10 protein-coding genes are annotated in these 13,939 nt (G+C 41.8%); 4 read left to right on the forward strand and 6 right to left on the reverse strand.

Features of this window, described 5'->3' with window-relative positions:
• Window positions 1-82: 82 nt before the first annotated feature.
• The 6 genes from ABDW32_RS10190 to ABDW32_RS10215 all read right to left on the reverse strand — a co-directional run bounded on the left by ABDW32_RS10190 (window position 83) and on the right by ABDW32_RS10215 (window position 8,866).
• On the reverse strand, window positions 83-1,645 hold the full coding sequence (locus ABDW32_RS10190) for a RagB/SusD family nutrient uptake outer membrane protein (RefSeq protein WP_343562011.1): 1,563 nt from the start codon (window positions 1,643-1,645) through the stop codon (window positions 83-85).
• Window positions 1,646-1,662: 17 nt separating this feature from the next.
• A complete protein-coding gene (locus ABDW32_RS10195) occupies window positions 1,663-4,839 on the reverse strand; it encodes a TonB-dependent receptor (RefSeq protein WP_343562013.1) in 3,177 nt (1,058 codons plus the stop codon).
• 396 nt (window positions 4,840-5,235) lie between these two features.
• Entirely contained in the window at window positions 5,236-6,951 is a 1,716-nt protein-coding gene (locus ABDW32_RS10200; RefSeq protein WP_343562015.1) for a GMC family oxidoreductase, read from the reverse strand.
• A gap of 7 nt (window positions 6,952-6,958) precedes the next feature.
• The gene (locus tag ABDW32_RS10205) at window positions 6,959-7,447 is read right to left on the reverse strand and encodes a gluconate 2-dehydrogenase subunit 3 family protein (RefSeq protein WP_343562017.1); all 489 of its coding nucleotides are present in this window, start codon (window positions 7,445-7,447) and stop codon (window positions 6,959-6,961) included.
• Between the two features lie 87 nt (window positions 7,448-7,534).
• Entirely contained in the window at window positions 7,535-8,194 is a 660-nt protein-coding gene (locus ABDW32_RS10210) for an HAD family phosphatase (RefSeq protein ID WP_343562019.1), read from the reverse strand.
• Between the two features lie 36 nt (window positions 8,195-8,230).
• Entirely contained in the window at window positions 8,231-8,866 is a 636-nt protein-coding gene (locus tag ABDW32_RS10215) for a hypothetical protein (RefSeq protein ID WP_343562021.1), read from the reverse strand.
• Window positions 8,867-9,341: 475 nt separating this feature from the next.
• Between ABDW32_RS10215 and ABDW32_RS10220 the strand changes: the two genes are divergently transcribed.
• From ABDW32_RS10220 to ABDW32_RS10235, 4 genes are all read left to right on the forward strand, one after another.
• The gene (locus ABDW32_RS10220) at window positions 9,342-9,953 is read left to right on the forward strand and encodes a fumarylacetoacetate hydrolase family protein (RefSeq protein WP_343562022.1); all 612 of its coding nucleotides are present in this window, start codon (window positions 9,342-9,344) and stop codon (window positions 9,951-9,953) included.
• Window positions 9,954-9,962: 9 nt separating this feature from the next.
• Window positions 9,963-11,687: a M23 family metallopeptidase gene (locus ABDW32_RS10225; RefSeq protein ID WP_343562024.1), complete on the forward strand. Its 1,725-nt coding sequence runs from the start codon at window positions 9,963-9,965 to the stop codon at window positions 11,685-11,687.
• A gap of 126 nt (window positions 11,688-11,813) precedes the next feature.
• Window positions 11,814-12,281: a thioredoxin-dependent thiol peroxidase gene (bcp, locus tag ABDW32_RS10230; protein WP_343562026.1), complete on the forward strand. Its 468-nt coding sequence runs from the start codon at window positions 11,814-11,816 to the stop codon at window positions 12,279-12,281.
• Window positions 12,282-12,423: 142 nt separating this feature from the next.
• Window positions 12,424-13,893: a glycine--tRNA ligase gene (locus ABDW32_RS10235; protein WP_077437073.1), complete on the forward strand. Its 1,470-nt coding sequence runs from the start codon at window positions 12,424-12,426 to the stop codon at window positions 13,891-13,893.
• Window positions 13,894-13,939: the final 46 nt, after the last annotated feature.

Raw genomic sequence — 13,939 nt, forward strand, 5'->3', positions numbered from 1 at the left:
TAAAGCAGTTTCAAGCCCTGTGGTTTTCATCAAAAAAAATGGCCATCTCTTAAGGACGGCCATTTCTTAGGGTAGGTATTGTCTATTGATATCCTGGATTCTGAGTCAATTTATTGTTGCGCTGAATCTCATCAGGAGAAATTGGCCATAATAAATCGGATTCTTTAAACGTCGCTCCGGATCCATTTTTTGCACCTACTAAAGGAACAAAATCTATTTTACCGGCTTCAGTCGTAGAGATTACAGGAAACATTTTCGTCCGTAAGATATCATCCCACATTTTGAATTCCAACGGGAATTCACGCAGACGTTCTTTCCAACACTCCTTGACAAAATTATCAGCGGATAATGCTTGCAGTTCTGTTGTCAGGTCGGCAACAGTTTTTCCTTCCGTATTTGCGCGAGCTTTAACCTGTGCCAAATAACCGGCAGCCTCTGTGCTGACACCAGTGGATTTCGCAATTCCTTCTGCCGCGATCAACAAGGCCTCAGGAAAACGGTAAAAATTCCAGTCTTTAGTTCCTCGACCTGTAACCGTAGCGGCCTGCTCATCAAAGTAATACCAAATGCCCGGTACATCTGAGGTCCAGGTTTTGCCGTTAACCGGGTTGGTATACTTCCAATGAAAAAATTGATTTGGCTGAATACGTAAGTCTTTCTCATTATAGACATTCAAAAATTGATCAGTTGGTCCATAGATGCGCTCAAAAATGGAGTATTTGTCAAAAACAGAAGTTGCTGAAGAACTAAACGCATAGGTTGTCCACCATCCACTTGTATTTATTGCTGCATCGTATTCTTGCGCATAAATAACCTCCTCCAGATCGTCTGTTGTCCGCAGCTTATTGTACGCACTATTCAGCTTTAAGTCTGTATTCTCTGTCATCTTATGCGGTGAACTAATAACAATCTTCGCCGCTGCAGCTGCATCAGCATACTTACCTTGTTGTAAATATACATTAGCCAAAGTCATTGCCGCAGCATACTTAGTAACACGGTGTTGATTTTTCGCAAAGGTAAGCGCAGGTAAATTAGCAACAGCATCTTTAAGATCCGCTTCAATCAACTCATATACTTTCGCAACATCCGTTCTATCCAAATAAAGCTCATCCGCGAGTGTCTCATTCGGTTTCACTGACAGTGGGACTGCGCCGAATGTTTTGACCAGATAAAAATAATTGTAGGCTCTAAAGAATTTTGTCTCAGCCAGTAAAGACTTTTTCTTCGCCTCATCCATGGTGATTCCAGGGATGTATTTAATACCTGCGTTGGCAATATTAATGGCTTTATAGCTCTCGTCCCAAATGGTATTCATGGTGCTCGAGACAACACTCGTATTTTGCTGTCTGGTCAGCTGCCTTGCAAACAGGCAGATTTGCTCTTGCCCTTCATAGGTATTGATAAAATACCCGGTAAGCATGGTATTGATCGAAGCTGTGGGCCCCACATAGGCACTGGCAGCTACCGAATAGCGTTGAGGTGCCCCACGACGATAAAGTGAATTCACCGTAGCAGTTGCCTGTCCATCATTGGCATAATACTGTTCCAATGATAAATTGGATCTCGGCTCCTCCTCCAAAAATTTATTGCAAGATGTTGTCAAAGCCATGCCGGCTAGCAACAACAGAAATAATTTATTTTTCATTTTTGATAAGTTCTAGATTAAAATGTAACATTTACACCCAATGAGAAAGTTTTCGCTCTTGGATAGGAGAAAAAGGTCATATTCTGTCCAAATTTACCCTCCCCTTGTGAAGTACTTTCTGGATCATACCCTTTGAAATCACTTGAAGTAAATAAGAACGGATTGTTTGCATTCGCATAGATCCGTAATCTTTTCATACCAATGCGTTCCAATACTTCTGGTTTAAAGGTGTAACCCAATTGAATTAAATTGACACGCAGGTACGATCCGTCTGCAATCCAAGCGTCATCCACATTGGAATCCTGTCCTCGGTGCCCACCATTGGTCAGGTAGATCGCCTGTTCCATGGTGTTTGGATTTGATCCATTATAGGCCTCCGTTAAAATCTCCTTCAGGCCATTGGTAATACCAAAACGGTCATAGGTAGAGTGGAAGAACTGTTGCATAATCTCCACTCCCTTCACAAACTGAAGATCGAGGGTAAAATCAAAATTCTTGTAGCGCAGGTTATTAACAAAACTTCCTGTCCAGTCAGGCAAACCTTTACCAATGATTTCTTTGGTAGTGGTACGTTTTGCCCGGCCAATATCTTCCAGTTTCGCATTTCCCGCATCCACATCCGCCTGTGTATAAACACCTAGTCTTCTATAGCCGTAAAAGCTATTTAAGTTCTCACCAACCCGAATAATACTATTGGCTCCACCTACCCAGCCATTCATCAGGATATCCGCATTGTTTTCACCCAATTGCAATACTTTATTCTTATTATAGTTGGCGTTTAAAGAAGCCTTCCAATTAAAGTCCTCATTATTTACAATCGTTCCATTGATCATCAGATCGATACCCTGATTTTGTACGGATCCGATATTTTTCATCACGGTGCTGAATCCTGAAGCAGTTGGTAAAGGCGCGTCCAGTAATAGATCAGTCGTTTTCTTACGGTAATACGAGACATCAAAATTCAAGCGGTTTTGAAATAGTCCCAATTCTACACCGACATCGAACTGTGCAGTCTTTTCCCATTTTAGATCAGGATTGGCAATGGTATTGACAAACGAATAAGGCGCTCTGACATTGTTCAGCAATATCGTTCCGGCGTCCACGATCGCCAGGGACTTGTAAGGGTCGATCTCCGAGTTACCCGTCATACCAAAGCTGGTATGGAATTTCAAGTTGCTAATGGATTCATTGCCTTTTAGGAAATCTTCATTCGACGCATTCCATGCAAAACCTACGGATGGGAAAAAAGCATACTTGTTGTTTTTTCCAAACTTGGACGAACCGTCATAACGTCCGGTAACCGTCGCTGAGTACCGGTCATCATAGGAATAAGCCGCCCGTAAGAAATAAGAGTTCATTGCCCATCTATTCCAGCCTGATGCAGGAGGATCCGGCGTCACACCAATACCTAGGTTATTATACTCATAGAAATCATCAAAGAAACCTGTTGTCCGTGAACGGTCATTATCATAGGTTCTTGCTTGCCATGAAAGACCGCCCATGACATTGATCCGATGTTTGTCGAATTGTTTATTATAGGTTAAGTAGGTCTCTTCCTGCCAATAAAGCGTATTGGTATTATTGATTTCAGCCCAGCCATTCGGTTGCGAGATATTGTTCAACGTTATGGAAGAGTATCCCTTATAATTTTTTCGATGGCTATCAATCCCCAATTGTGTCTTTAGATCCAAGCCATCTGCAAGGTGAAATGTCAATGCCGCATTTCCGAAGATCTGCGTATTATAACGCATGCGTTTTTGCAGGTCCAGGATGGACACCGGATTGGCCATTCCCTCAAAGCCTAGTTTTTCAGATACTGTGGAAGATGAAGAACTGGTATACTTACCATTCTGATCATAAACAGGGTACCAAGGCAGCATTTCGATCATGGTCCGACGCGCTTCCTGACCACCACCATCTTCCGGTGTATACCTACCCCAGGTATGATTAACCGTCATATTAATGGCTGTAGACAACCAAGAAGTCGGTTTGGCATCATAGGACAACTTTCCGTTAACACGTTTGTTCCAGGTATTGTTCATCACACCCTGCTGATCCGTGTAGTTTAGGAACGCCCCCACAGATGATTTCTCATCCCCTTGTTGTATATTCAATTGATGATTATGGGAAATGGCCGTTCTGGTCGCTTCTCTCTGCCAGTCGGTATCGTACAAAGGATTTCCGTTTGCATCAAAATAATTCGGATCATTGAACCAGTCTTTTTTATTTAAGGACCATGGCTTCCAGTTCTTATCGCGATCTTTTAGAAATTTTGCTGCGTATTTATTTTCGTTCTCCAGACCGATCATAAAGGCATCAACCCATTCTTGCGCATTTAGGACATCCATATAACGCTGTACCGAACTTACACCTGCCGATCCTTGATAACTGATCGTACGTGTACCATCTTTACTACCACGTTTTGTGGTCACTAAGATGACACCGTTTGCACCGCGGGCACCATAGATTGCTGCTGAAGATGCATCCTTTAATACTTCGATGTTTTCAATGTCATTCGGATTGAGCAAATGGAAATCTTCCATCACGACCCCATCCACCACATATAATGGGTTTGAAGATGAATTGATGGTCGCTACACCACGGATCACCACCCGGTTCGCATAAGCGCCAGGCTGGCTCGAATTGGAGAATATATTTACACCCGATGCTTTACCTCTCAAGGCATCCAACGGGCTAAAGCTTTGATCTTTGATGATATCTGCTCCCTTGACCATCGCAATGGAGCCAGTTACATCCGATTTGCGCATCGTACCGTAACCGACAACAACGACTTCATCCAATTGGCCTTGATCTTCTTCCAATTGAATGGTGATGGTAGCTCCGGCAACAGTCACCTCTTTCGATTTATACCCGACAGAAGTAACCACCAGTACATCGCCAGACTTTGCCTGCACAGAGAAATTCCCCTGTGCATCCGATTGGGTACCATTTGAAGTCCCCTTAACTGCTACAGAAGCTCCTACAAGAGGCTTTCCGGTAGCATCCAGTACTTTCCCTTTCAATTCCTGCTGTAAATTGCGTACTTCTTTTACAAAGGAGTTACCTTCGTAATGTGCTGAAGTTGCTACAGCGGCATTGACCTGTTGAAATGTACCGGCAATGACAGCCAATGAGAAAAATAATTTTGATTTTTTCCCAAGCTGCACAAATGATTTTACGTCAACTGTGCTCATATTAATAGTGATTTGGTTTATAAAAACGTTTTAGCAAAAAGATGCTAGAAACGCTTAGTTTAATTTAGTTTTCCCTTATAATCGATTATAAATAAAAGGCATTTGCGCATCAACCTTTCAATTATAATTTTTCAGATTTAACATTCGTCACCTTCAAAACATCAATTTTATCTCAGTGGGTTGATCGTTAGAAGTATAGAAAAAAATGCTAAATCGCTTTTGCTTTTTTTGTAAAAAATTTTGGTTTGTTCGTTTGGTTTATACTGCTTAATTTCTGTTTTTTTCTTTTCCTATATGGTTATGTTTTTCTGGTCTTAATACCTTAATTAAGGCTGTAATTTAGGATTTTAAATTCAAAAGGAGAAAGATTTATTTTCAAAATCTTTCTCCGATAAACTATATATTTCCTTTTTTCATTTCGCTGATGGCATAATCAACTGATCGCGCTGAGAAGGCCATGTAAGTCAATGAAGGATTTTGTGTTGATGTCGAGGTCATGCAGGCGCCATCTGTAACAAAAACATTTTTTACAGCGTGCATCTGATTCCATTTGTTCAATACCGATGTTTTTGGATCGTGCCCCATACGTACGCCGCCCATCTCGTGGATGTCCAGCCCTGGAGCCTGCCAATGTGTATCTGGCCGGATATTCGTAAAACCGGCATCGGTAAACATTTCGGTCATGACCGCTATGTAATCTTTTTTCATTTTTTCGTCGTTGTCATCATAGTCAACGGCAATCTTCAATAAAGGGATCCCCCAATCATCTGTTTTACTACTGTCTAGAGACACCATCCCTGATTCCTTTGGGATGGTCTCGCCCATCATATGTGAACCGACCTGCCAGATCCCCAGTTTCGGATTTAGCAGATTCTCCTTAAGCCCTAATCCCAAACCCGAACGATCCGATTCTTTGCTGCGTGAAGCACCAAAACCTGCTGCATAGCCGCGTAAGAAATCGGTTTCCTGTTTGTGTAAATTGCGGAAACGAGGAATGTATCCACCACCGGCAGGATTTCTTCCCTCGGCGGTGTAATCTAGCAGGCCTTCGTATTCGGCATAAATACGTGCGCTATAATTATGGAAAGCAACATATTTCCCCAGCACGCCACTATCATTACCTAAACCATTTGGAAAACGGTTTGATTTGGAATTCAATAAGATCAGGTTGGTATTGATGGCTGCTGCATTGACAAAAATCAGTTTAGCATAAAAATCAATTTCCGCTTTGGTATTCGTATCAATTACACGGACACCTACTGCTTTTCCTTTCTGTTCATCGTAAAGGATGGAATGAACCACCGAATGCGGACGTAGGGTCATATTTCCAGTCTTAGCTGCCCAGGGAATTGTTGTTGCATTGGAACTGAAATACCCACCAAAAGGACATCCTCTTTGACAGAGCACACGATTTTGGCATTGTACACGGCCTTGGTCGATGTGGATCTGATTGGGTTTGGAAAGGTGGGCACAGCGTGCGGAAATCACCTTACGTTCCGGAAATTTCTTCTGAACTCTTTCTTTAAAATACTTCTCGACGATATTTAAGGGATAACCCGGCAAAAATTCACCATCTGGCAGCTCCGGAAGCCCATCATGATCCCCGGCAATACCAGCAAACTTCTCGACATAAGCATACCAAGGGGCTAAATCGGCATAACGAATCGGCCAGTCTACCGCAAATCCATCACGTGCAGGCCCTTCAAAGTCGAAATCAGACCAGCGTTGTGTCTGTCTTGCCCATAGCAAGGATTTTCCACCGACCTGATATCCCCGGATCCAGTCAAAGGGTTTTTCCTGTATATAGGGATGCTCATTGTCCTTCACAAAAAAATGTGCAGCATCTTCATGAAAAGCATAACATTTGCTGACAATCGGATTCTCTTCCTTCACTTTATAAGGCATTTCATTCCGATGTTCAAACTCCCAAGGCATCATGTTGGTGGTAGGATAATCCTTAATATGCTGTACATCACGTCCACGCTCCAAGACCAAAGTCTTCAGTCCTTTCTCACACAATTCTTTTGCAGACCAACCACCACTAATTCCTGAACCTATCACGATCGCATCGTAGGTCCTATTTTTTTCACTGTCAATATTTAGATTTGCCATATTGGATTTATCCATTAATTTTTACCGCACCATTGTACGGTCCCGGAATAAGCTGATAGATCACCTTATTCTTCATCACATATTCTGAATTTAGATAGCCCTGGATCGCACGTGATTTAAAGATCTCAAAAAAAGTCTTTTCATCCGTTTTATCTGCCAGATTGGCCAAGGTCTTTTCTGTTTCCTTGCCATTGGTCAGATTCAGCTGCTTTCTTAGTTTATTAAAGCCGGAGACAAATTTCTCCTGGTTTTCTGGCGACTCACAGTCATCCACCATCTTAATCACAAACAGGTGCAGGTTCAGCTCCTTCCCGCCCGGAGTATCCGATTTTGGAATAAGCACATCCACAAGCTCCCCTAAAAATTTCTCATCCTCTGCTGATAATTTCAGCTTATTCAATACAATCGATGCTCCACCATCATTCAGACAGGATGACAAAATTGTCAGTCCGCCTGCGATAATGAAAAGTTGCCTTATTGCGGTTCTACGGTTCATAATCTGAATTCCCTTTACAATTCGGTAATATTACATATATCCGAATAAAATTACAAATGCTAAAACGATTAAATTATATGATTATTCTTAAATCCGAGCGGATAGTAACTGTTTTGCCTCTGCTAAGTTTTCCACAATGTTATCCACAGCTGTTAGTCTGGCGCGTTCCACCTCCTGTTTTGTTACAGCAATCAACTGTAATCCAGCATCTAAAGCAGCTCTACTACCGGTAATCGTGTCTTCGATCGCTACACAACTGTCTCCGGGCAAATCCAATTTGGACAGCGCCAACCGATAGGGCTCCGGATTTGGTTTCGGAAATTCTACACATTCTCTTGTTACGAAGAACTCAAAATAATCCAACAGTCCATGTTTTCCTAAAACAGTATCTACTGTACTTCGGTAGCTTGAAGTCACTAGTGCGATGCGGATGTTATTTTCTTTCAGATAGACCAAAATATCCTGTGCAAAAGGCATCAATTCAATATCACTCATGTTAGAATCCGCATAGGCCGCACGCGTCCGTTTCCACATGTATTCTTCGGTCGTATCGTATCCATAGTCTTCCACCAGGCGTTTGACATTATGCGCCAGGGTGTGTCCTGCAAAATCCCGGATCCAATCTTCATAATTTATCTCCAGATCAAATTCCTGTTTTAAGATCGGTGCCCAATTTTTAAAATAGAAATATTCAGAATCAATTAAGGTACCATCCAAATCAAACAATACGGCTTGTAGTTTATTCATAGTGTTAAAGATACACAAGTAGGCTGAAAAATCCTATTAAATGATACCACAATACACCGAATTGGAAAGTGTTCCTTTATACATGTCCCAAAAGCCGATGTAAACATGATAATCAAATTTCTCCCGCTTGAATACCGGTATTTCGATGCTGCATTCGCCCTGTGCTGCATCTGCGACTCCTATCTTGAAATCCATGGGTTTATTCGGATTAATCAAGGCCAAATTTAGCTTATAGATACTATCATAATATTTCGGATTGGGTATCCAGGACAATTTAAGTATGTCGTTTTCCAAGCGCACCTCGATCCCCGTGGGCGGCATAAGTTCGCCCACAAATACCTGAAGCTTCTCCATATTGAGATATGGTTTACTTGCGGCATCCAGTTCAATGACACTATTGAACACATGCTTTTGGCCGAGCTGAAATGCTCCTCTCCTCAAATCTTTCGCCGCTTCAAATTGATAACCAAAAGTCAATATCGGCTTAATCCGTTGACAGAACTCGCCATTTAATTTCATTTTCTGTCGATGTAGCAATTGCGCTGCAGTTGGTGGTTTGGTGCTCGGTGTTCGTGCACTCCGTATAACCCATTCTCCATTGAGTTTATACCCATATACAGATCCTACTTTGCCCCGAAAACCGCCATTGGGGCCATCTTCCAATATTGCCATCTTAAATCCTCAGTTAAATTGTAAATTCTTTTTACCTGCTTAACAAATAAGTATGACCAAAGTTTGATTTAGCTTAGATTTAAATTAGAATTAATTTAGGTCTAGGTTAGGTTTTAATTAGCTATTACCTATACTAACCCTAAGCAATACCTAAACTAACCCTAACTAAACCCTATATAAATACTTAATTTTACCATACCGTAACCAGAGTTGCTTCGAATGATTTTTGGATAAGCTTACGACATTTGTTAAGTTTGTTTGTTCAAGCAGCGAACGGGTATATAAACCCAAAATTCTTCGTTCTCTTGAGCAATATTTCGATATCGTTCAAAAAGTATACACACATGAGATCATCATGATTTATTCGGCGCGCAGAACAAATTCATCAGTCACTGAAAGTAAAATGATGAATAGTCGTCCTGATCACATCGTGCGAAAAAATCTGAAAGCTTCATCGCCTTAAAAGACTTATACAATGAAAATAATTGCAATTGGTCGCAATTACATCGACCACGCTAAAGAACTCAATAATCCAGTCCCTGAAAATCCCATCATATTTTTGAAGCCTGATACCGCGGTTTTAAAGGACAATAAAGATTTCTATTACCCCGAATTCTCTCAAAATATCCAATTTGAAACCGAAGTAGTTCTTCGCATATGCAAAGAAGGTAAACATGTTACCCCAAAATTCGCATCAACTTACTACGACGCTGTAGGTTTGGGGATCGACTTCACGGCAAGAGATGTACAACAGGAATTGAAAGCTAAAAGTCTTCCCTGGGAATTGGCCAAAGCCTTTGATCACTCCGCCGTTGTCAGCAATTTAATTCCCAAAGAAGAAATAAGCGATGTATATGCGATAGATTTCTCCCTGAAACAAAATGGACAAACCGTACAACGGGGCAATACCAAGGATATGATTTTCTCTTTTGAAGACCTAATCGTCTATACCTCCAAATTTATCACCTTACGCAAAGGTGATTTGATCTATACAGGTACCCCGGTTGGTGTTGGGTCTGTCGCAATCGGCGATCTATTGGAAGGATTTATTGGAGAACAAAAAATGTTTCACTGTAAGGTCAAATAGGGGAAGGATATGATGAAAAAAAAGGCAAGTTTACTGGCTGTATTGTCGTTGGCACTGAGCTTCGGTCAGGCGCAAGATATTATCAAAAGCCGCAATTATCCGCAGAATTATTTTGTCCGACCGATGGACATTGCACCCCAAGCCTCGGGCTCATTTGGCGAACTGCGGGCAACACATTTCCATGGCGGCGATGATTATCGTACCCAACAGCGCATTAATATTCCGGTACATGCGGCTGCGGAAGGCTTTGTGTCCCGTGTCCGTGTCCAGATCGGTGGTGGTGGCAATTATGTTTATATTGACCATCCGAATGGATATACTTCCGTTTATATGCATCTGGAGAGCTTCAATGCTGATCTGGCAAAAATTATTAAAGCCGAGCAGTACAAACAAAAGCGCTTTGATGTCGATGTCTTTCTCAAACCAAATCAGGTACCCGTCAAAAAGGGTGAGTTTATTGCCAATTCCGGAAATACAGGCGGTTCCGCCGGACCACACCTGCATTTTGAAATCCGTGATACAAAAGCCCAGTTACCCTTAAATCCGCAATTATTTGGGCTGTTATTTCCCGATGGTGTCAAACCGTTGATCAGAGGTATCACTGTGTATGATCTCGGTCGTGAAATCTTTGACGAAAACACCCCACGCAGGCATCAGACAATCCGAGCTTTAGGTGATGGAAATTATAGTTTGGCATCTAATGCCCCTATCCCGGTCAATGGTAATTTTGGTCTCGGCATCAATACAGTAGATAGGCGCGGTGGCATTTCATTTACCTATGGTGTTTATTCCATCGAACTATTTCTGGACAACAAAAATATCAGTACCATCCTTTTCGAGTCGATTCCTTTTGACCAGACCCGTGCAATTCAGTCGTATATAGACTACCCTTATCTAAAGAAATCTGGTGTTCGGGTACAGAAGAGTTTTAAAGACCCCAACAATCCGATCAATATCTATAAACATCTGGATAACCTGGGAATGATCGAATTAATGGATAACGATGTACACGAAGTAAAATATGTCGTCAAGGATGTTCAGGGCAATAAGAGCGAACTGAACTTTAAAGTCCAGAACAACCCCTCTTTAACGATCAGCCGAAAACCGGCCGAAGGGCTCAAAATGTTTCATTACGCAGATGAAAACAAATATGAGGCTGAAAATGCGCGCGTTTATATGGGTAAAAATATACTCTATAACGACCTTTATTTCAACTATTCCCAAGGGGCCAAACCAGCGAAAGGCTATTCAGCGGCGCATTACATCCACAACTCCTATACACCTGTATTCGGCTATTACAAACTGATGATCAAACCGGACTACAGCCTGCCAGAAAGCCTGTATAGCAAGGCGCTGATTGTCTCCACAGATGGTGGAGCACAGGGCGGGAAGTACGAAAATGGCTGGGTTGTCGCCAATGTGCGCGAATTTGGCGGCTTTTATGTGGCTGTTGATACCATTGCCCCAACCATCAGTGCACGTAACCTGAGCGATGGAAAGAATGTATCCAATCAACGCTCCATAGATTTTACCATCAGTGACAACCTTTCAGGAATAGATACCTTCGATGCGTATATTGACGGCAAATGGGCTTTGATGAAATATGATCCCAAAACCAGACACCTGTGGCACGACTTTGAATCCGATCTAAGCAGCGGTACCCACAGCTTCAGATTAGAAGTCAAAGACAACAAAGGAAATTTAAAAACATACGAGGCATCTTTCAGCAGATAGCTTATTCCCGTATAGGGTAGATCCTTCAGGGGCTTTTATGCTTGGATCATTTGAAAACAAGTCTAAAGCGCATGCTGGATTTTCATCGGATAATATCGTATCTTAATTGGCTAAATAGAAATACATATGGCAACACTAGAAATAGGACAACAAGCACCGGATTTCAGTGCAAAAAATCAACATGGTGAAACCGTCCATCTCTCGGATTTTAAAGGGAAAAAGGTGATTCTATACTTTTACCCAAAAGATAATACGCCAGGCTGTACAACAGAGGCCTGCAACTTCAGGGACAATTATCAGTCTTTGAAAAAAGATGGTTTTGAAATTATTGGTGTTAGCGTGGACAATGAGGCATCACATAAAAAGTTTATCAGCAAACATGAACTTCCATTTCAGCTACTTGTCGACGAAGATAAAAACCTGGTTGAGGCGTACGGCGTATGGGTGGAAAAAAACATGTACGGCAAAAAATATATGGGTACAGCACGCACCACCTTTGTAATCGATGAACAGGGCGTCATTCAGCACATCATCAGAAAAGTGGACAATAAAAATGCTTCACAGCAGATTCGTGATCTAGGGATAACTAAATAAGCCTCAGGCTTGAATAATAGCGTAAGAAGCGAGGATTAGAGACAATATTCGTAACCGGTAGGCTTGAACAACGGGAGTCTCCTATCTAAAGTCTAAATACTCAATACTAAAATCTAAATACTAATATCTATATTTGCCACTTATGAGCAAACAGACAGACGATTTTTTCAAAAGTGTAGTATCACACGCGAAGGAATACGGTTTTGTATTCCAATCGAGCGAAATATATGACGGATTAAGTGCCGTCTACGATTATGGTCAATTAGGTTCTGAACTTAAAAACAACCTAAAGACGTATTGGTGGAAATCTATGGTTCAATTGCATGAAAACATTGTCGGTATTGATGCCGCTATTTTCATGCATCCGACAACCTGGAAAGCATCCGGTCACGTGGATGGGTTCAATGACCCGATGATCGATAATAAAGATTCCAAAAAGCGTTACCGTGCTGACCAATTGATCGAAGACAAAATTGCACGTTATGAAGCAGACGGAAAAGCTGCAGAAGCAGCTGCACTGTTGGAAGCTTTAAATACGGCTTTGAACGCTGATGATCTTGCAGGACTGAAAACCATCATTGAAGAACATAATATCGTTTGTCCGGTTTCAGGCACTAAGAACTGGACTGAAGTACGTCAATTCAACCTGATGTTTGCCACACAGATGGGTGCCATGGCAGATGGAGCTGATCAGGTTTACCTTCGTCCAGAAACTGCACAGGGAATCTTTGTTAACTTCCTGAACGTTCAGAAGACAGGTCGTATGAAAATTCCTTTTGGTATTGCCCAGATCGGAAAAGCGTTCCGTAATGAAGTTATCGCACGCCAGTTTATCATGCGTATGCGTGAATTTGAACAGATGGAAATGCAATTCTTCTGCCGTCCGGGCACCGAACTGGAATGGTATAATAAATGGAAAGAAACACGTTTGAAATGGCATTTGGCATTAGGTTTCGACCCATCCAACTACCGTTACCATGACCACGATAAATTGGCACATTATGCCAATGCAGCCGTGGACATCGAATTTAATTTCCCATTCGGATTCAAAGAAGTGGAAGGTATTCACTCACGCACAGATTTTGACCTGAAACAGCATCAGGAATATTCGAAAAAGAAAATGCAATATTTTGATCCGGAGATCAATCAAAATTACATTCCTTATGTCATCGAGACCTCAATCGGATTGGATCGTCTTTTCTTGACTGTTTTATGTAATTCATTGGTAACCGAAGATCTTTCTACGCCGGAGAAACAAGATTCCCGTGTCGTATTGAAGTTCCCGGCTGCATTGGCTCCGGTGAAAGCAGCGATATTACCATTGACCAAAAAAGATGGTTTACCTGAAAAAGCGCGTGAGATCCTCAATACATTGAAATTGGACTACAATGTTCAATACGATGAAAAAGATGCAATCGGAAAACGCTACCGTCGTCAGGATGCAATCGGTACGCCGATCTGTATTACTGTTGATTACGATTCACTGCAAGATAACACGGTTACCATCCGCCACCGTGATACCATGGAACAAGAACGTGTAGCGATCGCTGACCTTGAACGGATCTTAAATGATCTAGCAGGTTGGAATACTTTGCTAAAAAAATTGCTATAATTTAATTTGCCTATTGAACAGCTTCTGCGCTGTTCAATAGGCAAAA

It is taken from the genome of Sphingobacterium sp. (assembly GCF_039596235.1).
Lineage (GTDB): Bacteria > Bacteroidota > Bacteroidia > Sphingobacteriales > Sphingobacteriaceae > Sphingobacterium.

What these genes read in the sequence shown, in the direction of transcription:
- ABDW32_RS10225 (WP_343562024.1), top strand. Translation starts at nt 9,963, where the DNA reads ATGATGAAAAAAAAGGCAAGTTTACTGGCTGTATTGTCGTTGGCACTG.
- ABDW32_RS10220 (WP_343562022.1), top strand. Translation starts at nt 9,342, where the DNA reads ATGAAAATAATTGCAATTGGTCGCAATTACATCGACCACGCTAAAGAA.
- ABDW32_RS10215 (WP_343562021.1), bottom strand. Translation starts at nt 8,866, where the DNA reads ATGGCAATATTGGAAGATGGCCCCAATGGCGGTTTTCGGGGCAAAGTA.
- ABDW32_RS10205 (WP_343562017.1), bottom strand. Translation starts at nt 7,447, where the DNA reads ATGAACCGTAGAACCGCAATAAGGCAACTTTTCATTATCGCAGGCGGA.
- bcp (WP_343562026.1), top strand. Translation starts at nt 11,814, where the DNA reads ATGGCAACACTAGAAATAGGACAACAAGCACCGGATTTCAGTGCAAAA.
- ABDW32_RS10235 (WP_077437073.1), top strand. Translation starts at nt 12,424, where the DNA reads ATGAGCAAACAGACAGACGATTTTTTCAAAAGTGTAGTATCACACGCG.
- ABDW32_RS10190 (WP_343562011.1), bottom strand. Translation starts at nt 1,645, where the DNA reads ATGAAAAATAAATTATTTCTGTTGTTGCTAGCCGGCATGGCTTTGACA.
- ABDW32_RS10195 (WP_343562013.1), bottom strand. Translation starts at nt 4,839, where the DNA reads ATGAGCACAGTTGACGTAAAATCATTTGTGCAGCTTGGGAAAAAATCA.
- ABDW32_RS10210 (WP_343562019.1), bottom strand. Translation starts at nt 8,194, where the DNA reads ATGAATAAACTACAAGCCGTATTGTTTGATTTGGATGGTACCTTAATT.
- ABDW32_RS10200 (WP_343562015.1), bottom strand. Translation starts at nt 6,951, where the DNA reads ATGGCAAATCTAAATATTGACAGTGAAAAAAATAGGACCTACGATGCG.